This window comes from Halomonas sp. SS10-MC5 (genome assembly GCF_015992245.1).
Taxonomy (GTDB): Bacteria; Pseudomonadota; Gammaproteobacteria; order Pseudomonadales; family Halomonadaceae; genus Halomonas; species Halomonas sulfidoxydans.
Window position 1 is genome coordinate 3,930,144 of the sequence record NZ_CP065435.1, and the last position, 23,991, is coordinate 3,954,134.

Here is a 23,991-nt window from a genome sequence, read left to right on the forward strand (position 1 = left end):
GCGGCTTACCAGCTGGACTTCTTCAGCCCAGGGACCTCGCCACGCATAGCGGCTTCACGCAGCTTGTTACGGCCGAGGCCGAACTTGTTGTAGTAGCCGTGCGGACGGCCGGTGATCCGGCAGCGGTTACGCTGACGCACCGGGCTGGAGTCGCGCGGCAACTGCTGCAGCTTCAGCGTCGCCTCGAAGCGCTCTTCGTCGGAAGTGTTCACGTTCTGGATGATCGCCTTGAGCTCGGCGCGGCGGGCCGCATACTTCTCGACCAGCTTGGTGCGCTTGAGCTCGCGTTCAATCATGCTCTTCTTTGCCATGATCCCACCCTTATTTCTTGAACGGGAAGTTCAGCGCGCTCAGCAGCGCACGACCTTCCTCGTCGGTGTTGGCAGTAGTGGTGATGGTGACATCCAGCCCACGAATCCGATCGATCTTATCATATTCGATCTCGGGGAAGATGATCTGCTCACGCACACCCATGGAGTAGTTGCCGCGACCGTCGAAGGACTTCGGGTTGAGACCACGGAAGTCACGTACGCGGGGAATCGCGATGTTGACCAGGCGATCGAGGAATTCCCACATGCGCTCGGCGCGCAGGGTCACCTTGATACCGATCGGCCAACCTTCGCGCACCTTGAAGCCCGCGATGGACTTGCGCGCCTTGGTCACCAACGGCTTCTGACCGGAGAGCTTCTCCAGGTCGCCGATGGCATTCTCGATCAGCTTCTTGTCGCTGGTCGCGTCACCGATGCCCATGTTGAGGGTCACCTTGGTGATCCGCGGCACCTGCATCACGTTGGCGTAGCTGAACTGCTCTTTGAGCTGAGCCACCACCTCGTTCTGATAACGTTCTTTCAAGTTCGCCATTTTGCTACCCGACTCGCGTTAGGCGTCGATCTGCGTCTGCGTCGACTTGTAGATACGTACCTTGGTACCGTCTTCCTTAACCTGGAAGCCGACGCGATCCGCCTTACCGGTCTCCGAGTTGAAGATCGCCACGTTGGACGCGTGAATCGGAGCCTCGCGCTCGACGATACCGCCCTGATTGCCCGCCATGGGGTTGGGCTTGGTGTGACGCTTGATCATGTTCACACCGGACACGACGAAGCGTTCGTCCTTGAGGACGCGCTTGACGGTGCCACGCTTGCCCTTGTCCTTGCCGGCGATGACGATTACTTCATCGTCACGTTTGATCTTTTGCATATCCGCCTCGCTCCTTACAGCACTTCGGGCGCCAGGGAAATGATCTTCATGAACTTCTCGGTACGAAGCTCACGGGTCACCGGCCCGAAGATACGGGTACCGATCGGCTGTTCGTTGGTGTTGTTCAACAGAACCGCCGCATTTCCGTCGAAGCGGATCAGCGAACCGTCGGAACGACGGACTCCGCTGCGGGTGCGAACCACTACCGCCTTGAGGACCTGGCCTTTCTTGACCTTGCCACGCGGAATGGCTTCCTTCACCGTGACCTTGATGATGTCACCGACACGCGCGTAGCGACGGTGCGAGCCGCCAAGCACCTTGATGCACTGCACCCGGCGCGCTCCGCTGTTGTCGGCGACATCCAGCATTGTCTGAGTCTGAATCATCGGTTTTCTCCAAACCTAATCTGACTGCTCTCGCCGAGCTCAGCCCCTGGCCTGCTCGATCACCTCGACCAGCGTCCAGGCCTTCTTCTTGGACAGCGGACGGCATTCCTGGATGGACACCGTGTCACCGGCCTTGGCCTGGTTCGCCTCGTCATGGGCGTGCAGCTTGGTGGAGCGCTTGACGTACTTGCCATAGATCGGGTGCCGCTCGCGACGCTCGATCATGACGACGATGGACTTGTCCATCTTGTCGCTCACCACCTTGCCGGTGAGCGTACGGGCTTTCTTTTCTTCGGCCATCTCAGTCACCTGCCTTCTCGTTGAGCACAGTCTTCACCCGGGCGATGTCCCGACGAACCTGCTTGAGCAGATGAGTCTGGCTGAGCTGGCCGGTGGCCTTCTGCATGCGCAGGTTGAACTGCTCGCGGAGGAGTTCGAAGAGCTGCTCCTGGAGCTGCTCGACTGACTTTTCACGAATTTCCTGGGCTTTCATCACATCACCGTCCGTTTCACAAAGGTGGTGGACACGGGCATCTTCTGCGCAGCCAGGGAGAAGGCCTCACGAGCCAGCTCTTCGGACACGCCTTCGATTTCGTACAGGACCCGGCCCGGCTGGATCTGTGCGACCCAGTACTCGACGGAGCCCTTGCCCTTACCCATACGGACTTCGAGCGGCTTCTTGGAAATCGGCTTGTCGGGGAACACGCGGATCCAGATCTTGCCGCCACGCTTGACGTGACGGGTGATCGCACGGCGGCCGGCTTCGATCTGGCGCGCCGTGATGCGGCCGCGACCGGTTGCCTTCAGGCCGTACTCCCCGAAGCTGATCTTGCTTCCGCGATGCGCCAGGCCACGGTTGCGACCTTTCTGCATCTTGCGGAATTTCATGCGCTTGGGCTGTAACATCGACTCGCTCTCCCCTTACCTGGAACCTTTCTTCTTGGAGGGCGCGGCCTGCGGCTGTTGCTTGGCCTTGGCGCGGACCTCTTCGATGCCCCCGAGGATTTCACCCTTGAAGACCCACACCTTGACACCGATGATGCCGTAGGTGGTCTTGGCCTCGTAGGTGGCGTAGTCGATGTCCGCACGCAGGGTGTGCAGCGGCACGCGACCTTCCCGGTACCATTCGGTGCGGGCGATTTCCGCGCCGCCGAGGCGACCGGAGAGCTGCACCTTGATGCCGCCGGCGCCGAGGCGCATGGCGTTCTGCACCGCGCGCTTCATGGCGCGACGGAACATGACACGACGCTCGAGCTGGCCGGCGATGTTCTGCGCGACGAGCTTGGCGTCCAGCTCCGGCTTGCGCACTTCCTCGATGTTGACGTGCACCGGCACGCCCATCATCGCGGTAACGTCGCGACGCAGCTTGTCGACGTCCTCGCCCTTCTTGCCGATCACGATGCCCGGACGGGCAGTGTGAATGGTGATGCGGGCGTTGTTCGCCGGACGCTCGATAGTGATCTTGCTCACGGAGGCGTTCTTCAGACGCTCCTCGAGGAAGCGACGCACTTCGAGATCGTTGTTCAGCTTGTCGGCATAGGCACCGCGCTCGGCATACCACACCGAGGAGTGGTCCTTGACGATACCCAGCCGAATACCTGTCGGATTGACTTTCTGACCCATCTGGTCGACTCCTACTTCTCGGCTACCTTGACGGTGATGTGGCAGGTGCGCTTCAGGATGCGATCCGCACGGCCCTTGGCGCGCGGACGGATGCGCTTGAGCGTCATGCCCTCATCGACGCAGATGGTCGAGACACGCAGCTCGTCGATATCCATGCCGTTGTTTTCTTCCGCATTCGCGATGGCGGACTGCAGCACTTTCTTGACCAGCTTGGCAGCCTTCTTCGGTGAGAAGGTCAGCAGGTCGAGCGCCTCGGCGACAGGCTTACCGCGCACCTGGTCAGCCACCAAACGGGCCTTCTGGGCGGATAAACGAGCGCCACGCAGCTTAGCTGTGACTTCCATCTCTCAATCCTCTCTGGCTTACCGTTTGGCTTTCTTGTCCGCCGCATGGCCGCGATAGGTGCGGGTGGCAGCGAATTCGCCCAGCTTGTGGCCAACCATTTCCTCGGAGACGTGCACCGGGACGTGTTGGCGACCGTTATGGACAGCAATGGTGAGCCCAACCATGTTCGGCAGGATCATGGAACGACGCGACCAGGTCTTGATCGGTTTGCGGTCGTTCTTCTCCACTGCAGCCTCAACCTTCTTCAGCAGATGAAGGTCGATAAAAGGACCTTTCTTCAGTGAACGTGGCACAGCCGTTACCCCTTAATGTCTGTTACTTGGCCTTGCGGCGGCGAACGATCAGCGCGTCGGTGCGCTTGTTCTTGCGGGTCTTGTGGCCCTTGGTGGGCACACCCCACGGCGTGACCGGATGACGACCACCGCTGGTGCGGCCTTCACCGCCACCATGCGGGTGATCCACCGGGTTCATGGCCACACCGCGAACGGTCGGACGCACGCCTCTCCAGCGCTTCGCACCGGCCTTGCCAAGTTGACGCAGGCTGTGCTCAGAGTTGCTCACTTCTCCCAAGGTCGCACGGCAGTCGGCCAGCACCTTGCGCATCTCGCCGGAGCGCAGACGCAGGGTGGCATAGCTGCCTTCACGGGCGACCAGCTGGGCACTGGTACCGGCGCTGCGAGCCAGCTGCGCGCCCTTGCCGGGCTTGAGCTCGATGCAGTGAACGGTGGAACCCAGCGGGATGTTGCGCAGCGGAAGGGTGTTGCCCTTCTTGATCGCCGCATTCACGCCGGACTCGAGACGGTCGCCGGCACTCACGCCCTTGGGCGCGATGATGTAGCGACGCTCGCCGTCCAGGTACTTCAGCAGCGCGATGTGGGCGCTGCGGTTGGGATCGTACTCAAGGCGCTCGACGACGGCAGGAACGCCATCCTTGGTGCGCTTGAAATCGATCAGCCGGTAGTGCTGACGGTGACCACCGCCCACGTGACGGGTGGTGATGCGGCCGTTGTTGTTACGCCCGCCGCTGCGCGACTGCTTCTCGAGCAGCGGCGCATAGGGCTTGCCCTTGTGCAGCTCGTCGTTGACGACCTTGACCAGGTGGCGACGACCGGCGGATGTGGGTTTTGTCTTGACGATTGCCATGATCCGTACTCCTGCCCTTATTCGGCGCCAGTGAAGTCTTCGAGCGTCTCACCAGCCGCCAGGGTCACGTAGGCCTTGCGGTAGCCCTGACGACGGCCCAGACCGTGCGCACTGCGCTTGGTCTTGCCCTTCATGTTCAGCACCTGGACACGATCGACCTTCTTGCCAAACAGCACCTGCACGGCCTGCTTGATTTCCGGCTTGGTCGCGTCGCTGGCCACCTTGAACACATACTGGTTGCGCTCGGCGGCGAAAGCGGCCTTCTCGGTCACGTGCGGACCGAGCAGAACCTTGAATACGCGCTCCTGGTTCATGCCAGCTTCTCCTCGAATTTACGCAGAGCAGAGACGGTGACCAGCACCTTGTCGAAGGCGATCAGGCTCACCGGATCGGCGGCAGCCACATCCACCACATCCACGTTGGGGATGTTGCGGGCGGCCAGATAGAGCTTCTCGTCGACCTCTTCGGTGACGATCAGCGCCTTCTCCAGGCCCAGCTCACCCAGCTTGGCGACCAGCTGCTTGGTCTTGGGGGCATCGACGGTGAACTCGTCGATGGCGACCAGGCGCTCCTGGCGCACCAGTTCGGACAGGATGGAGCGCATCGCGGCGCGATACATCTTGCGGTTGACCTTCTGCGAGTGGTCCTGCGGACGCGCCGCGAAGGTCACGCCACCGCTGCGCCACAGCGGCGAGCGGATGGTACCGGCGCGAGCGCGGCCGGTGCCCTTCTGACGCCACGGCTTCTTGCCACCGCCGCGCACGTCGGAACGGGTCTTCTGGGCGCGAGTTCCCTGCCGACCACCGGCCAGATAGGCGGTGACGACCTGGTGAACCAGCGCCTCGTTGAATTCTTTGCCAAAGGTGGCGTCGGCGACTTCGACAGTACCCGCGCCTGCAGCAAGATTCAGATTCATCGGTTCTATCCCCTTCAGCCAGCTTTGACGGCGCTGCGAACGATGACGTCGCTGCCGGTAGCACCGGGCACGGCGCCCTTGATCAGCAGCAGGTTGCGCTCGGCATCGACCCGCACGACTTCAAGGCTCTGAACGGTGCAGCGGACATTGCCCATCTGACCGGCCATCTTCTTGCCCTTGAACACGCGACCCGGGGTCTGACACATACCGATGGAACCCGGCGCACGATGCGACAGGGAGTTGCCGTGGGTGGCATCCTGGGTACGGAAGTTCCAGCGCTTGACCGCGCCCTGGAAGCCCTTGCCCTTGGAGGTGCCGGTCACGTCGACCTTCTGACCAGCTTCGAAGAGGGATACGGTGAGTTCGCCGCCCACTTCCGGAGTCTCATCGCCTTCTGCGACACGGAACTCCATCAGTGAACGACCGGCCTCGATACCTGCCTTGGCGTACTGACCTGCCTGCGCCTTGGTGAGGTGCTTGGCCTTGCGGGAGCCGGTTGTGACCTGAATCGCCGCGTAGCCGTCGGATTCGACGGTCTTGACGCTGGTGACGCGATTCGGCTCAACCTCGATCACGGTTACGGGCACGGAGGCGCCATCTTCGGTAAAGACACGGGTCATACCGGCCTTTCTACCGACCAAACCGATAGTCATTCTCAGTCTCCTTTAGTGTACGGGGCTATCACCCGCTATGGCTGCCCTTTCCAGAGCATTCCACTAGCACGTTGTGTGACGCCATCACGGCGTGGCGGCTGCTGCTCCCACTCGTTCGGAGGAGCGCTGGGCCGCGGTGTCTAGTGTGGTTAGTCGAGCTTGATCTGCACGTCCACGCCGGCGGCGAGGTCGAGCTTCATCAGCGCATCGACGGTCTTTTCGGTCGGCTCGACGATATCGAGCACGCGCTTGTGGGTGCGGATCTCGTACTGGTCACGCGCATCCTTGTTGACGTGCGGCGAGATCAGCACGGTGTAACGCTCACGATTGGTCGGCAACGGGATCGGACCGCGCACCTGGGCGCCAGTACGCTTGGCGGTATCAACGATCTCCGCGGCGGACTGGTCGATCAGGCGATGGTCGAAAGCCTTCAACCGAATGCGAATCTTCTGGTTCTGCATTTGCCCTAAACTCCAATGGATGTCGACGACGGCTGCCGCCTACCCACGCATTCAAAGGATGCGCATTATATGCACGCCGAGGGCGAGAGTCAAACACTCTGCCCAAGGTGCGCAGAAAGGGGGCTCCTTGCGGAGCCCCCTTCGATCGATCAGAAGCCCAGGGCTTACTTGACGATCTTGGCCACGACGCCGGCGCCGACGGTGCGGCCGCCTTCGCGGATGGCGAAACGCAGACCTTCGTCCATGGCGATCGGGGCGATCAGGGTCACGACCATCTGGACGTTGTCGCCCGGCATGACCATCTCGACGCCTTCCGGCAGCTCACAGGTACCGGTCACGTCGGTGGTACGGAAGTAGAACTGCGGACGGTAGCCCTTGAAGAACGGGGTGTGACGACCACCCTCTTCCTTGGACAGCACGTAGACTTCGGCTTCGAAGACGGTGTGCGGCGTGATGGTGCCCGGCTTGGCCAGCACCTGGCCACGCTCGACCTCGTCACGCTTGGTGCCACGCAGCAGGGCGCCGACGTTCTCACCGGCACGACCTTCGTCGAGCAGCTTGCGGAACATCTCGACACCGGTGACGGTGGTCTTGGTGGTGTCCTTGATACCGACGATCTCGACTTCCTCGCCGGCCTTGATGATGCCGCGCTCGATACGACCGGTGACCACGGTACCGCGACCGGAGATGGAGAACACGTCCTCGATCGGCATCAGGAACGGCTGATCGATGGCACGCTCCGGCTCCGGGATGTAGTCGTCCAGCGCCTTGATCAGGTTGGCAACGGCGGTGGTGCCCATGCCGTTCTCGTCTTCGCCGTTCAGCGCCATCAGCGCGGAACCGGTGATGATCGGCGTGTCGTCGCCCGGGAAGTCGTACTCGTTGAGCAGTTCGCGAACTTCCATCTCGACCAGCTCGAGCAACTCCTCATCGTCGACCATGTCGGCCTTGTTCAGGAACACGACGATGTACGGCACGCCGACCTGACGCGACAGCAGGATGTGCTCGCGGGTCTGCGGCATGGGGCCGTCGGCAGCGGAACAGACCAGGATGGCGCCGTCCATCTGCGCAGCACCGGTGATCATGTTCTTGACGTAGTCGGCGTGCCCCGGGCAATCGACGTGCGCGTAATGACGCTTCTCGGACTGGTACTCGACGTGAGAGGTGGCGATGGTGATACCACGCTCACGCTCTTCCGGCGCGTTGTCGATGGAGTCGAACTGACGCCATTCACCGCCGAAGACCTCAGCAGAAACGCGAGTCAGGGCCGCAGTCAGAGTGGTCTTGCCGTGGTCGACGTGACCGATGGTGCCGACGTTGACGTGCGGTTTGGAACGTTCGAATTTTTCCTTAGCCACTTCGATAACCTCTTTACGTTTGCTAGCGGTTAGCCTTTCTGGTTGATGACGGCTTCAACGATGCTGGAGGGCGCCTCTTCGTAGCTCGCGAACTCCATAGTGTAGCTCGCACGACCCTGGGTCTGAGAACGCAGATCGGTCGCATAACCGAACATCTCGCCCAGAGGCACCATCGCGCGGATGACCTTGCCGGAGGAAGAGTCATCCATGCCCTGCACCAGACCACGGCGACGGTTCAGGTCGCCCATGACGTCACCCATGAAGTCCTCGGGCGTCACGACTTCGACCCTCATCACCGGCTCCAGCAGCACGGCCTTGGCCTTGCGGGCCCCTTCCTTGACTGCCATGGAAGAGGCGACCTTGAACGCGTTCTCGTTCGAGTCCACGTCATGGTAGGAACCATCGTACAGCGTGACCTTGACGTCGATCATCGGGTAGCCCGCGATGACGCCGTTCTGCAGCTGCTCGTAGGCCCCTTTCTCGACGGCACCCACGTACTCCTTGGGTACCACACCGCCGACGATCTCGGAAGCGAACTTGAAGTGCATGTCTTCGTCGCCTTCCTTGTCCGCCTCGGTGAGCGGCTCGATACGCAGCCAGACATGACCGTACTGGCCACGACCGCCGGACTGACGTACGAACTTGCCTTCCTGCTCGACCTTGCCGCGAATGGTTTCGCGGTAGGCGACCTGCGGCTTGCCGATATTGGCTTCGACCTTGAACTCGCGACGCATGCGGTCGACGATGATGTCCAGGTGCAGCTCGCCCATGCCGGAGATGATGGTCTGGCCGGTCTCCTCGTCGGTCTTGACGCGGAACGACGGGTCCTCCTGGGCCAGCTTGCCCAGCGCCACGCCCATCTTCTCCTGGTCGGCCTTGGACTTCGGCTCCACGGCCACGGAGATCACCGGATCCGGGAACTCCATGCGCTCGAGGATGATCTTGTGCTCGAGGTCGCACAGGGTGTCACCGGTGGTGACGTCCTTCAGGCCGATACAGGCGGCGATGTCACCGGCGCGCACTTCCTTGATCTCTTCGCGCGAGTTGGCGTGCATCTGCACGATACGGCCGACGCGCTCCTTCTTCTGCTTGACCGAGTTGAACACGCTGTCGCCGGAGTTGAGCACGCCGGAGTAGACGCGAATAAAGGTCAGGGTGCCGACGAAGGGGTCGGTGGCGATCTTGAACGCCAGCGCGGCGAAGGGCGCATCGTCGTCCGCCTCGCGGGTCTCGATGGTGCCGTCCTTGTCGTCCAGCTCACCCTCGATGGCCTTGACCTCGGTGGGCGACGGCATGTACTCGATGACACCGTCGAGTACGGCCTGCACGCCCTTGTTCTTGAACGCCGAGCCGCAGGTGACCAGCACGATCTCGTTGTCCAGGGTACGGCGACGCAGGCCGGCCTTGATCTCCTCGATGGAGAGCTCACCCTCTTCGAGGTACTTGTCCATCAGCTCTTCGGAGGCTTCGGCAGCGGCCTCGACCATCTGCTCGCGGTACTCCTCGGCGGTCTCCTGGAGCTCGGCCGGAATGTCGACCAGCTCGTAGTTCATGCCGAGGCTTTCCTCATCCCACAGGATGGCCTTCATCTGGATCAGGTCGATGACGCCCTTGAACTCCTCCTCGGTGCCCCAGTTGATCTGGATCGGCACGGCATTGGCATTCAGGCGCTTCTTGAGCTGATCGACGACCATGAAGAAGTCGGCGCCGGTACGGTCCATCTTGTTGACGAACACCATGCGCGGCACTTCGTACTTGTTGGCCTGGCGCCACACGGTCTCGGTCTGCGGCTGCACGCCGGACGAGCCGCACAGCACCACGACGGCACCGTCGAGCACGCGCAGGGAGCGCTCCACCTCGATGGTGAAGTCGACGTGCCCCGGGGTGTCGATGATGTTGATGCGGTGCTCGTCGAACTGCTTGTTCATGCCCTGCCAGAAGCAGGTGGTCGCCGCGGAGGTGATGGTGATGCCACGCTCCTGCTCCTGCTCCATCCAGTCCATGGTGGCCGCGCCGTCATGGACTTCACCCACCTTGTGGGAGAGACCGGTGTAGAACAGGACACGCTCGGTCGTGGTGGTCTTGCCGGCATCGACGTGGGCGACGATGCCGATGTTGCGATAGCGGTTGAGTGGAGTCTTGCGAGCCACGGTGGAACTCCCCGTTGATTGGCGATGCGTTCAGAAGCGCTGCACTTAGAAACGCTGCACTTAGAAACGGTAGTGCGAGAACGCCTTGTTGGCCTCGGCCATGCGATGCACGTCTTCACGCTTCTTGACCGCTGAGCCCTTGCCTTCGGCGGCATCGAGCATCTCGCCAGCGAGACGCTGCACCATGGTCTTCTCACCGCGCTTGCGCGCCGCGTCCACCAGCCAGCGCATGGCCAGCGCCTGGCGGCGCGAGGGGCGAACCTCTACCGGCACCTGATAGGTCGCACCGCCGACGCGGCGGGACTTGACCTCGACCATCGGCTGGATGGCTTCCAGCGCGCGGTCGAAGATGTCCAGCGGCTCTTCCTTGCTACGCTCGGCAACCGTGTCCAGCGCACCGTAGACGATACGCTCAGCTGTGGACTTCTTGCCGCTGACCATCAGGTGGTTCATGAACTTGGCCAGGCGCTCGCTTCCGAACTTGGGATCCGGCAGGATCTCGCGCTTGGCAACAACTCTTCTTCTAGGCATGACAAGCCCTCTATCGAAGGGTCTTTCAGGCAAACCCGGGACTCTCGCTTAGGCGACGCCCGGCCTTACTCTTATCAGACCGAAATTAATCCTATTGACGCACCGATGCCGATCAGGACTTCGGACGCTTGGTACCGTACTTGGAACGACCCTGCTTACGATTCTGCACGCCGGAGGTATCGAGGGCGCCGCGCACGGTGTGGTAACGCACACCCGGCAAGTCCTTGACACGACCGCCGCGGATCAGCACAACGGAGTGTTCCTGAAGGTTGTGACCCTCACCGCCGATATAGGACGACACTTCGAACCCGTTGGTCAGGCGCACGCGGCAGACCTTACGCAGGGCCGAGTTCGGCTTCTTCGGAGTGGTGGTGTAGACGCGGGTGCAGACACCGCGCTTTTGTGGGCAGGCCTGCAGCGCCGGCACGTCGCTCTTGGCGGCGGGGCGCTTGCGCGGCTTGCGCACGAGCTGGTTGATCGTTGCCATGTTGTGTAGCTGACTCCAATGGTTGCCTTGCCTTTTCGTGGACGCGGGCGCACCCACCCCACTATTAAAGGCTGCGAATTCTAAGGTCTAACGGGGTAAGGCGTCAAGCGATTGGGCCAGCCCTTCGCCGCCCGACGCCCCTTCCCGCTTACAGCTCGTCGTCGTCCGAATCGAGCGCAGTGAGCTGGGCACCCAGCTCCTGCTCGACGTCGAAGGCCGACGGGTGGAGCAGACGCTCGGTATCTTCCCGCTTGCGGCGACGCTCCTGGTGGTGAGCCAGCCCCGTTCCCGCCGGGATCAGGCGACCGACCACCACGTTCTCCTTCAGGCCGCGCAGGTAGTCGCGCTTGCCGGTCACCGCCGCCTCGGTCAGCACCCGCGTGGTCTCCTGGAAGGAGGCCGCGGAGATGAACGACTCGGTGGCCAGGCTGGCCTTGGTGATACCCAGCAGCACGCGCTGGTACTTGGCCGGGAACTTCTCGGCCTGCTCCAGGCGGCCGTTCTCCTCGAGCACCTTGACCAGCTCGACCTGGTCGCCGGGGATGAACTCGGAGTCGCCGGAGTCGGTGATCTCCACCTTGCGCAGCATCTGACGCACGATCACCTCGATGTGCTTGTCGTTGATGCCCACGCCCTGGAGACGATAGACCTCCTGGATCTCGGCGGTGATGTACTTGGCCAGCTCCGCCACGCCCAGCAGCCGCAGGATGTCGTGCGGGTTGCTCGGGCCGTCGGAGATCACTTCGCCCTTCTCCACCGTCTCGCCTTCGAAGACGGCAATCTGACGCCACTTCGGAATCAGCATTTCGAACGGATCGCTGCCGTCGTCGGGCGTGATCGTCAGGCGACGCTTGCCCTTGGTCTCCTTGCCGAAGCTGATCGTACCGCTGACCTCGGCCAGGATGGCCGGTTCCTTGGGCTTGCGCGCCTCGAACAGGTCGGCCACGCGGGGCAGACCGCCGGTGATGTCCTTGTTGCCGGACGCTTCCACCGGAATACGCGCGACGATTTCGCCGATACCGATCTGGGCGCCATTATCGACCGAGACGATCGCCTTGCCCGGCAGCAGGTACTGCACCGGGGTGTTGGAACCCGCCACGCTGACCGGCTCGCCGCTCTCGTCGGTGAGCAGGATCATCGGGCGGCTGTCGCGGCCGGCCTGCGGCCGCGCCGCGGACTCGATCACCTCGATGGAGGAGAGGCCGGTCATTTCGTCCACGCTGCGGTGGATGGTGACGCCGTCGACCATGTCGACGTACTGCACCTTGCCCTCCATCTCGGCGATGATCGGGTGGGTGTGCGGATCCCACTTGGCGACCATCTGGCCGGCCTCGACCGCCTCGCCGTCCTTGATCGACAGCTCGGCACCGTAGGGCAGCTTGTAGTACTCGCGCTCGCGACCGTGCTCGTCGGCCACCGCCAGCGCGCTGGAGCGGGAGACCACCACCAGCTTGCCGTCGTTGCGCTCGACGAACTTCATGTTGTGCAGACGCACGCGACCGCCGTGCTTGACCTGGACGCTATCCACCGCCGAGGCGCGCGATGCCGCACCACCGATGTGGAAGGTCCGCATGGTCAGCTGGGTGCCCGGCTCGCCGATCGACTGGGCGGCAATCACCCCCACCGCCTCGCCGATGTTGACCTGATGGCCCCGCGCCAGGTCGCGACCGTAGCAGGAGGAGCAGACGCCGTGGGTCGACTCGCAGGTGATCGCGCTGCGCACCACGATCTCGTCGACGCCCATGGTGTCGAGACGCTCGCACCAGACCTCGTCGAGCAGGGTGCCCTTCTCGATCAGCACCTCGTCGGTGCTGGGATCGATGACGTCCTGGGCCACCACGCGACCCAGCACGCGCTGGGCCAGCGAGACGATGATGTCGCCGCCCTCGATGACCGGGTGCAGAGTCAGGCCCTGCTCGGTGCCGCAGTCGGTCTCGGTGATTACCATGTCCTGGGCCACGTCGACCAGACGACGGGTCAGGTAACCGGAGTTGGCGGTCTTGAGCGCCGTGTCCGCCAGCCCCTTCCGCGCGCCGTGGGTCGAGATGAAGTACTGCAGGACGTTCAGACCTTCGCGGAAGTTGGCCACGATCGGCGTCTCGATGATCGAGCCGTCCGGCTTGGCCATCAGGCCGCGCATGCCCGCCAGCTGGCGGATCTGGGCGGCGCTACCACGCGCCCCGGAATCGGCCATGATGAACACGCTGTTGAACGAGTCCTGCTCTACCTCGTTGCCCTGGCGGTCGACCACGGTCTCCTTGGAGATACCCGCCATCATCGCCTTGGCCACCTTGTCGTTGGCCTTGGACCAGATGTCGATGACCTTGTTGTACTTCTCGCCGGCGGTGACGAGGCCGGAGGAGAACTGGTCCTCGATCTCCTTGACCTCGGCCTCGGCCGCCTCGACGATCTCGGTCTTGGCCTCGGGGATGACGAAGTCGTTGACGCCGATGGAGGCGCCCGACCAGGTCGCCATGCGGAAACCGGTGTACATCAGCTGGTCAGCGAAGATCACCGTCGGCTTGAGGCCGGCACGGCGGTACACCTCGTTGAGCAGCTTGGAGATCGCCTTCTTCTTCATCGGCTGATCGACCAGCTCGAACGGCACCCCGTCGGGCAGGATGCGGAACAGCATGGCGCGGCCCACGGTGGTGTCGTAGAGGGTCCGCGCGGTGCTGCGCTCGCCGGTCTCCTCGTCGACCAGCACCTCGGTCAGGCGCACCTTGACCCGCGCGTGCAGCGACACGCTCTGGGTGCCGAAGGCGCGCTCGACCTCGTTGAGGCCGGAGAACACCATGCCCTCGCCCTTGGCGTTGATCTTCTCGCGGGTCATGTAGTACAGGCCCAGCACCACGTCCTGGGACGGCACGATGATCGGATCCCCGTTGGCCGGCGACAGCACGTTGTTGGTGGCCATCATCAGCGCCCGCGCCTCGAGCTGGGCTTCCAGCGTCAGCGGCACGTGTACCGCCATCTGGTCGCCGTCGAAGTCGGCGTTGTAGGCGGCACACACCAGCGGGTGCAGCTGGATCGCCTTGCCCTCGATCAGCAGCGGCTCGAAGGCCTGGATGCCCAGGCGGTGCAGAGTCGGCGCACGGTTGAGCAGCACCGGGTGCTCGCGGATGACATCGGCAAGGATGTCCCACACCTCGGGCAGCTCGCGCTCGACCATCTTCTTGGCGGCCTTGATGGTGGAGGCCTGGCCGTTGGCCTGCAGCTTGGAGTAGATGAACGGCTTGAACAGCTCCAGCGCCATCTTCTTGGGCAGGCCGCACTGGTGCAGGCGCAGGGTCGGGCCGACGGTGATCACCGAACGACCGGAGTAGTCGACGCGCTTGCCCAGCAGGTTCTGGCGGAAGCGCCCCTGCTTGCCCTTGATCATGTCGGCCAGCGACTTCAGCGGGCGCTTGTTGGAGCCGGTGATGGCGCGACCGCGACGACCGTTGTCGAGCAGCGCATCGACCGCCTCCTGCAGCATGCGCTTCTCGTTGCGCACGATGATGTCCGGCGCGTTGAGGTCGAGCAGCCGCTTGAGGCGGTTGTTACGGTTGATCACCCGACGGTACAGATCGTTGAGATCCGAGGTCGCGAAGCGGCCGCCGTCGAGCGGCACCAGCGGACGCAGGTCCGGTGGCAGCACCGGCAGCACCTCCATGACCATCCACGCCGGGTCGTTGCCGGAGTTGAGGAAGGCCTCCAGCAGCTTGAGCCGCTTGGAGAGCTTCTTGATCTTGGTCTCGGAGTTGGTTTGCGGGATCTCCTCGCGCAGGCGATCGACCTCCTCGGAGAGGTCGATGTCCTTGAGCAGCGCCTGGATCGCCTCGGCGCCCATGCGCGCGTCGAAGTCGTCGCCGAACTCCTCGAGGGCCTCGAAGTACTGCTCGTCGTTGAGCAACTGACCGCGCTCCAGCGTGGTCATGCCCGGATCGATCACCACGAAGCTCTCGAAGTAGAGCACCCGCTCGATGTCGCGCAGGGTCATGTCGAGGAACATGCCGATGCGCGACGGCAGCGACTTGAGGAACCAGATGTGAGCGACCGGCGAGGCCAGCTCGATGTGGCCCATGCGCTCGCGGCGCACGGCGGCCTTGGTCACCTCGACGCCGCACTTCTCACAGATGATGCCGCGGTGCTTCATGCGCTTGTACTTGCCGCACAGGCACTCGTAGTCCTTCACCGGACCGAAGATCTTGGCGCAGAACAGGCCGTCCCGCTCCGGCTTGAAGGTACGGTAGTTGATGGTCTCGGGCTTCTTGACCTCGCCATAGGACCAGGAGCGAATCATGTCCGGCGAGGCGAGCGAGATCTTGATCGCGTCGAACTCTTCGGACTGTGACTGCGATTTGAGGACTTTCACCAAATCTTTCATGGAGTCGGCTCCTAGCTCTCTAACTCGATATCGATGCCCAGCGAACGGATTTCCTTCACCAGTACGTTGAAGGATTCCGGCATGCCGGCATGCATGGTGTGGTCGCCGTCGACAATGCTCTTGTACATCTTGGTGCGACCTTCCACGTCGTCGGACTTCACCGTGAGCATCTCCTGGAGGGTGTAGGCGGCACCGTAGGCCTCCAGCGCCCACACCTCCATCTCGCCGAAACGCTGGCCGCCGAACTGCGCCTTGCCGCCCAGCGGCTGCTGGGTGACGAGCGAGTAGGAGCCAGTGGAACGGGCGTGCATCTTGTCGTCCACCAGGTGGTTGAGCTTGAGCATGTACATGTAGCCCACCGTCACCGGGCGGTCGAAGGCGTCACCGGTACGCCCGTCGTACAGGGTCATCTGGCCGGAGTCCGGCAGGTCGGCCAGGCGCAGCAGGTGCTTGATCTCACCCTCGGCGGCACCGTCGAACACCGGCGAGGCCATCGGCACGCCGCCACGCAGGTTCTTGGCCAGAGCGATGATCTCGTCGTCGGAGAGCGAATCGAGATCCTCCACCCGCGTTCCGGTGGTGGTGTTGTAGACCTGCCCCAGGAATTCGCGGATCTCGGCCACCTGCTGGGCACGGGCATCGCGCAGCATGGCGTCGATCTTGACCCCGAGGCCCTGGGCGGCGAGGCCCAGGTGGGTCTCGAGGATCTGACCCACGTTCATCCGCGATGGCACGCCCAGCGGGTTGAGGACGATGTCCACCGACACGCCGTTGTCGTCGAAGGGCATGTCCTCGACCGGCATGATCGCCGAGATGACGCCCTTGTTGCCGTGACGGCCGGCCATCTTGTCGCCCGGCTGGATGCGACGCTTGACCGCCATGTAGACCTTGACGATCTTGAGCACGCCCGGCGCCAGGTCGTCGCCCTGGGTCAGCTTGCGCTTCTTGTCCTCGAAGCGCTCCTCCATCTCCTTGCGGCGGTTCTCGAGCTGCTCGTCGGCCTGGGCCAGCAGCTCATTGAGCGACTCGTCCTGCAGGCGCAGCTTGAACCACTGCTGGCGCGGCAGTTCCTCAAGATAGCTGTCGGAGAGCACGTCGCCCTTCTTCAGCTTGGGACCGCCGTTGACCGGCTGACCGGAGAGCGTGCGCTTGAGGCGCTCGAAGGTGGCGTCCTCGGCAATGCGGTAGGTCTCCTGCAGGTCCTTGCGCACCTCGTCGAGCTGCATCTGCTCGATGGCAAGCGCCCGCGAGTCCTTCTCCACGCCGTCGCGTGTGAACACCTGAACATCGATGACCGTACCCTTCATGCCGGTCGGCGCGCGCAGCGAGGTGTCCTTCACGTCGGACGCCTTCTCGCCGAAGATCGCCCGCAGCAGCTTCTCTTCCGGCGTCAGCTGGGTCTCGCCCTTGGGCGTGACCTTGCCCACCAGGATGTCACCCGGGCCGACCTCGGCGCCGATGTAGACCACACCGGCCTCATCCAGCTTGGAGAGCGCCGACTCGCCGACGTTGGGGATGTCGGAGGTGATCTCCTCCGGCCCCAGCTTGGTGTCGCGCGAGACGCAGGTCAGCTCCTGGATGTGGATGGTGGTGAAGCGGTCTTCCTGCACCACCCGCTCCGAGAGCAGGATCGAGTCCTCGAAGTTGTAGCCGTTCCAGGGCATGAAGGCGATGCGCATGTTCTGGCCCAGGGCCAGATCGCCCATGTCGACGGAGGGGCCGTCGGCCAGGATGTCGCCGCGTGCCACGACGTCGCCGGGGCGCACGATGGGACGCTGGTTCATGCAGGTGTTCTGGTTGGAGCGCACGTACTTGGTGAGGTTGTAGATATCGACGCCGGCTTCGCCGCCGATGATCTCGTCCTCATTGATGCGCACCACGATACGCTTGGCGTCGACCGAGTCGATCACCCCGCCACGGCGCGCCACGGCGCACACGCCGGAATCACGGGCGACGAAGCGCTCCATGCCGGTACCCACCAGCGGCTTCTCGGCACGCAGCGTCGGCACCGCCTGACGCTGCATGTTCGAGCCCATCAGGGCGCGGTTGGCGTCGTCGTGCTCGAGGAACGGGATCAGCGCGGCCGCCACGGAGACGACCTGGCGCGGCGACACGTCCATCAGCGTCACCTGCTCGGGACGCATGAAGGTGGTCTCGCCCTTGTGACGCACCTGTACCAGGTCGTCGACCAGCTTGCCCGACTCGTCGACGCTGGCCGAGGCCTGGGCGATGACGAAGTCACCCTCCTCGATGGCCGAGAGGTGTACCACCTCGTCGGTCACCTGGCGATCCACCACCTTTCGGTAGGGCGTCTCGAGGAAGCCGTAGCTGTTGGTGTGGCTGTAAGTGGCCAGCGAGTTGATCAGGCCGATGTTCGGGCCTTCCGGGGTCTCGATCGGACACAGTCGGCCGTAGTGCGTAGCGTGAACGTCGCGCACCTCGAAGCCTGCCCGCTCGCGGGTCAGGCCGCCCGGGCCGAGCGCGGAGACGCGGCGCTTGTGGGTGACCTCGGAGAGCGGGTTGTTCTGGTCCATGAACTGCGATAGCTGGCTCGAGCCGAAGAACTCCTTGACCGCCGCCGCCACCGGCTTGGCGTTGATCAGGTCCTGCGGCATCAGGCCTTCGCTCTCGGCCATGGAGAGGCGTTCCTTGACGGCACGCTCGACGCGCACCAAGCCCACGCGGAACTGGTTCTCGGCCATCTCGCCGACGCAGCGGATACGGCGGTTGCCCAGGTGATCGATATCGTCGACTTCGCCGAAGCCGTTGCGGATGTAGATCAGTTCCTTGAGCACGTCGAGGATGTCGCGGTTGTCGAGCACACCGGAGCCGGTGTCGCCTTCACGGCGCAGGCGGCGATTGAACTTCATGCGACCGACGCCGGAGAGGTCGTAGCGGTCCTCGGTGAAGAACAGGTTGTGGAACAGCGTCTCGGCGGCCTCCTTGGTCGGCGGCTCGCCGGGGCGCATCATGCGGTAGATCTCGACCAGCGCCTCGAGCTGCGAGCCGGTGGTATCCAGGCGCAGGGTCTCGGAGATGAACGGGCCGCAGTCGAGATCGTTGGTGTAGAGCGTCTCGAGCTTGGTGATGCCCGCCTGCCCGAGCTTCTCGAGCAACTCGGGCGTGATCACGCTGTTGCAGGGGCAGATCAGCTCGCCGGTGCCGACATCGACCTGATCCTTGGCCAGGGTCTTGCCGAACAGGTAGTCCATCGGCACCTCGAGGCGCTCGAGGCCGGCCTTCTCCAGCTGACGGATATGCTTCTGGGTGATGCGCCGCCCTTCCTCGACGATCAGGTTGCCGTCGGCATCCTTGATGTCGAAGGTGGCGGTCTCGCCACGCAGGCGCGACGGTACCAGCTCCACGGAGAAGCCGCTCTTCTCGATGTGGAAGGTGCTGGTATCGAAGAACTCGTCGAGGATCTCCTCGGCGCTCATGCCCAGCGCACGCAGCAGCACCGTGGCCGGCAGCTTGCGGCGACGGTCGATGCGCACGAAGACGTTGTCCTTGGGGTCGAACTCGAAGTCGAGCCAGGAGCCGCGGTAAGGGATCACGCGGGCGGAATAGAGCAGCTTGCCGGAGGAGTGGCTCTTGCCCTTGTCATGATCGAAGAACACGCCCGGCGAGCGGTGCAACTGGGAGACGATGACGCGCTCGGTGCCGTTGACCACGAAGGTGCCGTTCTCGGTCATCAGGGGGATCTCCCCCATGTAGACTTCCTGCTCCTTGATGTCCTTGATGGCCTTGTTCGAGGAGTCGCGATCATAGATGATCAAGCGAACCTTGACCCGCAGGGGCGCGGAGTAGGTCACACCACGCAGCTGGCACTCCTTGACGTCGAAGGCCGGGGTGCCGAAGCGGTAGCTGACGTACTCGAGCGCGGCGTTGCCGGAGAAGCTCTCGATCGGGAACACGGACTTGAACGCTGCGTGCAGCCCCACCTCGAGGCGCTCGTCGGCGGAGCGGTCCTGCTGGAGGAAGTCGTAGTAGGAATCAAGCTGGATCGCCAGCAGGTAGGGCACATCCATCACTTGGGGCAGTTTGCCAAAATCCTTGCGGATGCGTTTTTTCTCAGTGTATGAGTAAGCCATCTGTATTCCCCAGCTTGTTCACCATGGGTGACCGATGCGTGGTCGGCGCCGCCCGACGGGCCTCCCCGCCAGGCGCTGACGGCAAGCTCCACAGGGGTAGCTCGCCGTCGGGATTCTGCTAGCGACGCTGCGTCAGCAAGGCGCTAGTGCAACAGAAAAAGGCCGGCAGCGGGAAGGCCCGCCACCAGCCATGGAAGCTTACGCAGCGCGTGAAGCCATGGAAACCAAGGGGTTACTTGAGTTCCACGGTGGCGCCGGCTTCTTCCAGCTTCTTCTTGGCCTCTTCGGCCTCGTCCTTGGACATGGCTTCCTTGATGGTCGCCGGTGCGCCGTCGACGGCACCCTTGGCTTCCTTCAGGCCCAGGCCGGTGATCTCGCGGACGGCCTTGATCACGTTGACCTTCTTGTCGCCGGCGCTGGTCAGCACCAGGTCGAACTCGGTCTGCTCTTCGGCAGCGCCGGCGTCACCGCCAGCAGCCGGGCCGGCCACGACGGCGGCCGCGGCGGAAACGCCGAACTTCTCTTCCATCGCTTCGATCAGCTCGACGACTTCCATCACGGACATGTCGGCGACGGCGTTGATGATGTCTTCTTTGGTCAGTGCCATTTCGATGATTCCTAACTTTGCGGGAGCCTCGGCGCACCGAGTACTCGTCTGTTCAGTGTTCGATTCAGGCAGCAGTAATGAGTTCGCCGATCAGGCGGCCTGTTCCTGCTTCTGGTCGCGCAGGGCGGCCAGCGTACGAACCAGCTTGCCGGCGGATGCCTCCTTCATGACGGACATCAGCTTGGCGATGGCCTCGTCATAGGTCGGCAGGGTCGCCAGACGGTCGATGTCGCTTGCCGGGATCAGCTCGCCTTCGTAGGCCAGCGCCTTGACTTCGAAGTTCTTCTCATCCTTGGCGAAGTCCTTGAACAGGCGGGCGGCTGCGCCCGGATGTTCAGTGGAAAACGCCAGCAGAGTCGGACCGACGAAGCTCTCGTTCAGACACTCCCATTGAGTGCCCGAGAGGGCGCGGCGTGCCAGGGTGTTGCGAACAACACGCAGCTGGACGCCATTCTCGCGCGCCTGCTTACGCAGACCGGTCATCTTCTCGACCGTGACGCCACGAGAATCGGCAACTACGACGGAGAGAGCGCCCTTGGCCGCTTCACTGACCTCGGCAACGATCGCCTTCTTGCCTTCGAGTGCTAGTGGCACAGTGATCACTCCTTCGTGCCGGAACCACCTGGGCTCCGGAGGTTACCATCTCTTCCGTGACGCCGAGCGCCGACGGAAGTCCTGGGTGATGGTGCACACCAGCGTTCTGGCGGCCACACCATCTGCGCAGGCAACCCCAAGGGGAGATTAAGCCGCCCACTCGAGAGAGGGCGGCACCTGCGGTCTTTGACGGCGCCCCTCACGCCCTGCCGGGCAAGACGTTCGGGGACCGCAAAGTTCTTGCAACTGCTTCCGCTCCGCGCCCTTAGACCAGCGCGGAATGGTCGAGGGTCAGGCCCGGGCCCATGGTAGTGGACAGGGTGACCTTCTTGAAGTAGATGCCCTTGGACGTGCTCGGCTTGAGACGCTTGAGATCGGCGACCAGCGCCTCCAGGTTGCCCCGGATGGCGTCGGCATCGAAATCGACCTTGCCCAGCGTGGTGTGGATGATACCGTTCTTGTCGGTACGGAAACGCACCTGGCCGGCCTTGGCGTTCTTCACTGCGGTCGCCACGTCGGGCGTCACGGTGCCGACCTTGGGGTTCGGCATCAGGCCGCGCGGACCGAGGATCTGACCCAACTGGCCGACCACACGCATGGCGTCCGGCGAGGCGATGACCACGTCGAAGTCGAGCTGACCCTTCTTGACCTGCTCGGCCAGGTCATCCATGCCGACGATGTCGGCACCGGCTTCCTTGGCGGCATCGGCGTTGGCACCCTGGGTGAACACGGCGACGCGCACGTCCTTGCCGGTCCCGTTGGGCATCACGGTGGCACCGCGCACCACCTGGTCGGATTTACGCGGATCGACGCCCAGGTTGATGGCGACGTCCAGTGACTCCTTGAACTTGACGGTGGAGAGCTCGGCGAGCAGCGCCACGGCCTCCTCCAGGCTGTACGCCTTGGTGGCATCGACCTTCTCGCGAATCATCTGTGCGCGCTTGGAAAGCTTGGCCATGATCAGAGACCCTCCACGTTCAGGCCCATGCTGCGGGCACTACCGGCAATGGTACGTACCGCGGCGTCGAGGTCGGCAGCCGTCAGGTCCGGCTCCTTGGTCTTGGCGATCTCCTCGAGCTGCTCGCGGGTCACGGTACCGACCTTCTTCTTGTTCGGCTCACCGGAGCCGGACTTGATGCCAGCCGCCTTCTTCAGCAGGACCGCCGCCGGCGGGGTCTTGGTGATGAAGGTGAAGCTGCGGTCGGAATAGACGGTGATGACCACGGGAGTCGGCAGACCCGGCTCGATGTCCTGGGTCGCGGCGTTGAACGCCTTGCAGAACTCCATGATGTTGACACCGTGCTGACCCAGCGCAGGGCCCACGGGGGGACTCGGGTTGGCCTTACCTGCTGCCACCTGCAGCTTGATGTAAGCCTGTACTTTCTTGGCCATGATGGACTCCAGTTGGGTAGTAGCGCCTAGCGGCTCCCCGGGTTAGACGGCCGCCGAAGTGGCCGCACAGCAAATCAGCGGTCGAGAAGCGTCACTCTTTCTCGACCTGGGAAAACTCGAGCTCGACCGGCGTCGCCCTGCCGAAGATCAGCACGCTGACCTGCAGGCGACTCTTGTCGTAATTGACCTCTTCGACCACGCCATTGAAGTCGGCGAAGGGGCCGTCGATGACGCGCACGGACTGCCCCGGCTCGAACATCGTCTTGGGCCGCGGCTTGTCGCTGCCGTCCTTCACCCGGCGCAGGATGGCATCGGCCTCCCGCTGGGTGATCGGCGCCGGCTTCTCCTTGGTGCCGCCAATAAACCCCATGACCCGAGGCGTCTCGTTGACCAGGTGCCAGGTGGCGTCGTCCATCTCCATCTCGACCAGCACGTAGCCGGGATAGAACTTGCGTTCACTCTTACGGCGCTTGCCGTCACGCACCTCGACGACCTCTTCGGTCGGCACCAGGATCTCGCCGAAGCGATCCTCCATGGCATACATCTTCACGCGCTCCTTGAGGGAGCGCATGACATGCTTCTCGAAGCCCGAGTAGGCGTGCACGACGTACCAACGCTTGGACATGAAAACTCCTAACCGATGACGCCGGACATCGCCCAGCTAAGTAGGGTGTCGATCAGCCACAGCATCAGCCCGACGACCAGCACGGCGACCAGCACGATCACGGTCGTCTGCACGGTCTCGGGTCGGGTCGGCCATACCACGCGCTGAATCTCTTTCTTGGCATTCTTGGCCAGCTCGGCGAGATCCCGCCCCCGGGCGGTCGTCAGCGCAACCGCCGCGGCACCCGCACAGAGCACGACGACACCGAGCACACGATAGAGAAGCGCCTGGTCGGCGAAATAGGTATTCCCCACTACCGCCAGCACCACCAGCGTGACGACAACCGCCCACTTGAGCCCGTCGCGGCGCGACTCCTGCACCTCGGCGTTGTGTTTCATGAAAACGAGACTCCTCAGGGTGCGGCAATCGAGTATGTTCGTATGAAGAATGCCAACCTGGGGAAGGTTGGCAGGCCAGGAGGGAATCGAACCCCCAACCTGCGGTTTTGGAGACCGCTGCTCTGCCAATTGAGCTACTGGCCTGTATCTGGTATGCATTACCTCTTGCAGGCAGCATGCACAACAGCGGGCGCCATGATAGCGGATGACTCGCCGACTGGCAACCCTCTCCGACGGACCTTCGCCGCGAAGAAAAGAAAGGCGAGCCTGCGCTCGCCTTTCGAATTGGAGCTCATGGACGGATTTGAACCGTCGACCTCACCCTTACCAAGGGTGTGCTCTACCCCTGAGCTACATGAGCAAAACCTTTGGCTTCACCTGCCCCTAGCAGGAGCAGCACCTGGAGCGGGCAGCGGGAATCGAACCCGCATCATCAGCTTGGAAGGCTGAGGTTCTACCATTGAACTATGCCCGCCTACCCACTCTTTCCCACCCAGAACCACTGCCTGGATCGGCTTATCTGGTGGAGGGGGAAGGATTCGAACCTTCGAAGCTTTCGCGGCAGATTTACAGTCTGCTCCCTTTGGCCACTCGGGAACCCCTCCAGATGGCGGCTCATTCTACCGCCTACCGAAACCATGTCAAGGGCTTATTTTTCAGCCACTTGCCAGGCAGCCGCAGCTTGG

27 protein-coding genes and 4 tRNA genes are annotated in these 23,991 nt (G+C 63.2%); all 31 read right to left on the minus strand.

Annotated features, from left to right (window positions below):
- Positions 1-5: 5 nt before the first annotated feature.
- The 31 genes from rpsN to I4484_RS18450 all read right to left on the minus strand — a co-directional run bounded on the left by rpsN (position 6) and on the right by I4484_RS18450 (position 23,910).
- A complete protein-coding gene (rpsN, locus tag I4484_RS18300; protein ID WP_167119216.1) occupies positions 6-311 on the minus strand; it encodes a 30S ribosomal protein S14 in 306 nt (101 codons plus the stop codon).
- Between the two features lie 10 nt (positions 312-321).
- Positions 322-861, minus strand: coding sequence for a 50S ribosomal protein L5 (gene rplE, locus I4484_RS18305; RefSeq protein WP_111413343.1), 540 nt, complete (start codon positions 859-861; stop codon positions 322-324).
- An 18-nt stretch (positions 862-879) separates the two neighbouring features.
- Positions 880-1,197 (minus strand): 50S ribosomal protein L24, encoded by a 318-nt coding sequence (rplX, locus tag I4484_RS18310; protein ID WP_086507996.1) that lies wholly within the window; start codon positions 1,195-1,197, stop codon positions 880-882.
- A 14-nt stretch (positions 1,198-1,211) separates the two neighbouring features.
- Complete coding sequence (rplN, locus tag I4484_RS18315) at positions 1,212-1,583, minus strand: 50S ribosomal protein L14 (RefSeq protein WP_010626476.1); 372 nt, start codon at positions 1,581-1,583, stop codon at positions 1,212-1,214.
- 39 nt (positions 1,584-1,622) lie between these two features.
- A complete protein-coding gene (rpsQ, locus tag I4484_RS18320) occupies positions 1,623-1,883 on the minus strand; it encodes a 30S ribosomal protein S17 (RefSeq protein ID WP_010626475.1) in 261 nt (86 codons plus the stop codon).
- 1 nt (position 1,884) lies between these two features.
- The gene (gene rpmC, locus I4484_RS18325) at positions 1,885-2,076 is read right to left on the minus strand and encodes a 50S ribosomal protein L29 (RefSeq protein WP_010626474.1); all 192 of its coding nucleotides are present in this window, start codon (positions 2,074-2,076) and stop codon (positions 1,885-1,887) included.
- Positions 2,076-2,489: a 50S ribosomal protein L16 gene (rplP, locus tag I4484_RS18330; protein ID WP_111413341.1), complete on the minus strand. Its 414-nt coding sequence runs from the start codon at positions 2,487-2,489 to the stop codon at positions 2,076-2,078. Before rplP ends, rpmC begins: the two co-directional genes overlap by 1 nt.
- A gap of 15 nt (positions 2,490-2,504) precedes the next feature.
- Positions 2,505-3,206 (minus strand): 30S ribosomal protein S3, encoded by a 702-nt coding sequence (gene rpsC, locus I4484_RS18335; protein ID WP_111413340.1) that lies wholly within the window; start codon positions 3,204-3,206, stop codon positions 2,505-2,507.
- 11 nt (positions 3,207-3,217) lie between these two features.
- Positions 3,218-3,550: a 50S ribosomal protein L22 gene (gene rplV, locus I4484_RS18340; RefSeq protein ID WP_097790618.1), complete on the minus strand. Its 333-nt coding sequence runs from the start codon at positions 3,548-3,550 to the stop codon at positions 3,218-3,220.
- An 18-nt stretch (positions 3,551-3,568) separates the two neighbouring features.
- Positions 3,569-3,844, minus strand: a complete 276-nt coding sequence (rpsS, locus tag I4484_RS18345; protein WP_009098993.1) for a 30S ribosomal protein S19 — start codon at positions 3,842-3,844, stop codon at positions 3,569-3,571.
- A gap of 22 nt (positions 3,845-3,866) precedes the next feature.
- Positions 3,867-4,694 (minus strand): 50S ribosomal protein L2, encoded by an 828-nt coding sequence (gene rplB, locus I4484_RS18350; protein WP_197448633.1) that lies wholly within the window; start codon positions 4,692-4,694, stop codon positions 3,867-3,869.
- A gap of 17 nt (positions 4,695-4,711) precedes the next feature.
- Entirely contained in the window at positions 4,712-5,008 is a 297-nt protein-coding gene (gene rplW / locus I4484_RS18355; protein ID WP_010626469.1) for a 50S ribosomal protein L23, read from the minus strand.
- Positions 5,005-5,610 carry a 50S ribosomal protein L4 gene (gene rplD / locus I4484_RS18360; RefSeq protein ID WP_159554811.1) on the minus strand — a complete coding sequence of 202 codons (606 nt, stop codon included), beginning with the start codon at positions 5,608-5,610 and terminating at the stop codon, positions 5,005-5,007. The genes rplW and rplD overlap by 4 nt, the downstream gene beginning before the upstream one ends.
- Before the next feature lie 14 nt (positions 5,611-5,624).
- Positions 5,625-6,263 carry a 50S ribosomal protein L3 gene (rplC, locus tag I4484_RS18365; protein ID WP_197448634.1) on the minus strand — a complete coding sequence of 213 codons (639 nt, stop codon included), beginning with the start codon at positions 6,261-6,263 and terminating at the stop codon, positions 5,625-5,627.
- A 149-nt stretch (positions 6,264-6,412) separates the two neighbouring features.
- Positions 6,413-6,724 (minus strand): 30S ribosomal protein S10, encoded by a 312-nt coding sequence (gene rpsJ / locus I4484_RS18370; protein ID WP_010626466.1) that lies wholly within the window; start codon positions 6,722-6,724, stop codon positions 6,413-6,415.
- A gap of 164 nt (positions 6,725-6,888) precedes the next feature.
- Positions 6,889-8,082, minus strand: coding sequence for an elongation factor Tu (gene tuf, locus I4484_RS18375; protein ID WP_197448635.1), 1,194 nt, complete (start codon positions 8,080-8,082; stop codon positions 6,889-6,891).
- A gap of 29 nt (positions 8,083-8,111) precedes the next feature.
- On the minus strand, positions 8,112-10,232 hold the full coding sequence (fusA, locus tag I4484_RS18380) for an elongation factor G (protein WP_197448636.1): 2,121 nt from the start codon (positions 10,230-10,232) through the stop codon (positions 8,112-8,114).
- A 60-nt stretch (positions 10,233-10,292) separates the two neighbouring features.
- On the minus strand, positions 10,293-10,763 hold the full coding sequence (rpsG, locus tag I4484_RS18385; RefSeq protein ID WP_159554817.1) for a 30S ribosomal protein S7: 471 nt from the start codon (positions 10,761-10,763) through the stop codon (positions 10,293-10,295).
- A gap of 112 nt (positions 10,764-10,875) precedes the next feature.
- Positions 10,876-11,250, minus strand: coding sequence for a 30S ribosomal protein S12 (rpsL, locus tag I4484_RS18390; protein WP_010626462.1), 375 nt, complete (start codon positions 11,248-11,250; stop codon positions 10,876-10,878).
- Positions 11,251-11,398: 148 nt separating this feature from the next.
- Positions 11,399-15,619, minus strand: a complete 4,221-nt coding sequence (gene rpoC, locus I4484_RS18395) for a DNA-directed RNA polymerase subunit beta' (protein WP_197448637.1) — start codon at positions 15,617-15,619, stop codon at positions 11,399-11,401.
- Between the two features lie 11 nt (positions 15,620-15,630).
- Positions 15,631-19,710, minus strand: coding sequence for a DNA-directed RNA polymerase subunit beta (rpoB, locus tag I4484_RS18400; RefSeq protein ID WP_197448638.1), 4,080 nt, complete (start codon positions 19,708-19,710; stop codon positions 15,631-15,633).
- Positions 19,711-19,942: 232 nt separating this feature from the next.
- A complete protein-coding gene (gene rplL / locus I4484_RS18405; RefSeq protein ID WP_111413331.1) occupies positions 19,943-20,317 on the minus strand; it encodes a 50S ribosomal protein L7/L12 in 375 nt (124 codons plus the stop codon).
- Positions 20,318-20,407: 90 nt separating this feature from the next.
- The gene (gene rplJ / locus I4484_RS18410) at positions 20,408-20,911 is read right to left on the minus strand and encodes a 50S ribosomal protein L10 (protein ID WP_111413330.1); all 504 of its coding nucleotides are present in this window, start codon (positions 20,909-20,911) and stop codon (positions 20,408-20,410) included.
- A 265-nt stretch (positions 20,912-21,176) separates the two neighbouring features.
- On the minus strand, positions 21,177-21,869 hold the full coding sequence (rplA, locus tag I4484_RS18415; RefSeq protein ID WP_197448639.1) for a 50S ribosomal protein L1: 693 nt from the start codon (positions 21,867-21,869) through the stop codon (positions 21,177-21,179).
- A gap of 2 nt (positions 21,870-21,871) precedes the next feature.
- Entirely contained in the window at positions 21,872-22,303 is a 432-nt protein-coding gene (gene rplK / locus I4484_RS18420; protein ID WP_071943762.1) for a 50S ribosomal protein L11, read from the minus strand.
- 91 nt (positions 22,304-22,394) lie between these two features.
- Positions 22,395-22,928, minus strand: coding sequence for a transcription termination/antitermination protein NusG (gene nusG / locus I4484_RS18425; RefSeq protein ID WP_197448640.1), 534 nt, complete (start codon positions 22,926-22,928; stop codon positions 22,395-22,397).
- Between the two features lie 8 nt (positions 22,929-22,936).
- Complete coding sequence (gene secE, locus I4484_RS18430) at positions 22,937-23,305, minus strand: preprotein translocase subunit SecE (protein ID WP_197448641.1); 369 nt, start codon at positions 23,303-23,305, stop codon at positions 22,937-22,939.
- A 68-nt stretch (positions 23,306-23,373) separates the two neighbouring features.
- Positions 23,374-23,449: transfer RNA gene (locus tag I4484_RS18435), tRNA-Trp, on the minus strand.
- 142 nt (positions 23,450-23,591) lie between these two features.
- Positions 23,592-23,666: transfer RNA gene (locus I4484_RS18440), tRNA-Thr, on the minus strand.
- 40 nt (positions 23,667-23,706) lie between these two features.
- Positions 23,707-23,780, minus strand: a tRNA-Gly gene (locus I4484_RS18445).
- 46 nt (positions 23,781-23,826) lie between these two features.
- A tRNA-Tyr gene (locus I4484_RS18450) sits at positions 23,827-23,910 on the minus strand.
- Positions 23,911-23,991 lie beyond the last annotated feature (81 nt).

Excerpts from the sequence above, each read along its gene's own strand:
- rplX (WP_086507996.1), bottom strand. The coding sequence starts at position 1,197 with ATGCAAAAGATCAAACGTGACGATGAAGTAATCGTCATCGCCGGCAAG.
- rplC (WP_197448634.1), bottom strand. The coding sequence starts at position 6,263 with ATGACTATCGGTTTGGTCGGTAGAAAGGCCGGTATGACCCGTGTCTTT.
- nusG (WP_197448640.1), bottom strand. The coding sequence starts at position 22,928 with ATGTCCAAGCGTTGGTACGTCGTGCACGCCTACTCGGGCTTCGAGAAG.
- rpmC (WP_010626474.1), bottom strand. The coding sequence starts at position 2,076 with ATGAAAGCCCAGGAAATTCGTGAAAAGTCAGTCGAGCAGCTCCAGGAG.
- rpsN (WP_167119216.1), bottom strand. The coding sequence starts at position 311 with ATGGCAAAGAAGAGCATGATTGAACGCGAGCTCAAGCGCACCAAGCTG.
- rplE (WP_111413343.1), bottom strand. The coding sequence starts at position 861 with ATGGCGAACTTGAAAGAACGTTATCAGAACGAGGTGGTGGCTCAGCTC.
- rpsJ (WP_010626466.1), bottom strand. The coding sequence starts at position 6,724 with ATGCAGAACCAGAAGATTCGCATTCGGTTGAAGGCTTTCGACCATCGC.
- rpsQ (WP_010626475.1), bottom strand. The coding sequence starts at position 1,883 with ATGGCCGAAGAAAAGAAAGCCCGTACGCTCACCGGCAAGGTGGTGAGC.
- rpsC (WP_111413340.1), bottom strand. The coding sequence starts at position 3,206 with ATGGGTCAGAAAGTCAATCCGACAGGTATTCGGCTGGGTATCGTCAAG.
- rplW (WP_010626469.1), bottom strand. The coding sequence starts at position 5,008 with ATGAACCAGGAGCGCGTATTCAAGGTTCTGCTCGGTCCGCACGTGACC.
- rplP (WP_111413341.1), bottom strand. The coding sequence starts at position 2,489 with ATGTTACAGCCCAAGCGCATGAAATTCCGCAAGATGCAGAAAGGTCGC.
- rpsL (WP_010626462.1), bottom strand. The coding sequence starts at position 11,250 with ATGGCAACGATCAACCAGCTCGTGCGCAAGCCGCGCAAGCGCCCCGCC.
- rplN (WP_010626476.1), bottom strand. The coding sequence starts at position 1,583 with ATGATTCAGACTCAGACAATGCTGGATGTCGCCGACAACAGCGGAGCG.
- rplD (WP_159554811.1), bottom strand. The coding sequence starts at position 5,610 with ATGAATCTGAATCTTGCTGCAGGCGCGGGTACTGTCGAAGTCGCCGAC.
- rplK (WP_071943762.1), bottom strand. The coding sequence starts at position 22,303 with ATGGCCAAGAAAGTACAGGCTTACATCAAGCTGCAGGTGGCAGCAGGT.
- rpoB (WP_197448638.1), bottom strand. The coding sequence starts at position 19,710 with ATGGCTTACTCATACACTGAGAAAAAACGCATCCGCAAGGATTTTGGC.
- rplL (WP_111413331.1), bottom strand. The coding sequence starts at position 20,317 with ATGGCACTGACCAAAGAAGACATCATCAACGCCGTCGCCGACATGTCC.
- rplA (WP_197448639.1), bottom strand. The coding sequence starts at position 21,869 with ATGGCCAAGCTTTCCAAGCGCGCACAGATGATTCGCGAGAAGGTCGAT.
- rpsG (WP_159554817.1), bottom strand. The coding sequence starts at position 10,763 with ATGCCTAGAAGAAGAGTTGTTGCCAAGCGCGAGATCCTGCCGGATCCC.
- rplB (WP_197448633.1), bottom strand. The coding sequence starts at position 4,694 with ATGGCAATCGTCAAGACAAAACCCACATCCGCCGGTCGTCGCCACCTG.
- rpoC (WP_197448637.1), bottom strand. The coding sequence starts at position 15,619 with ATGAAAGATTTGGTGAAAGTCCTCAAATCGCAGTCACAGTCCGAAGAG.
- rplV (WP_097790618.1), bottom strand. The coding sequence starts at position 3,550 with ATGGAAGTCACAGCTAAGCTGCGTGGCGCTCGTTTATCCGCCCAGAAG.
- secE (WP_197448641.1), bottom strand. The coding sequence starts at position 23,305 with ATGAAACACAACGCCGAGGTGCAGGAGTCGCGCCGCGACGGGCTCAAG.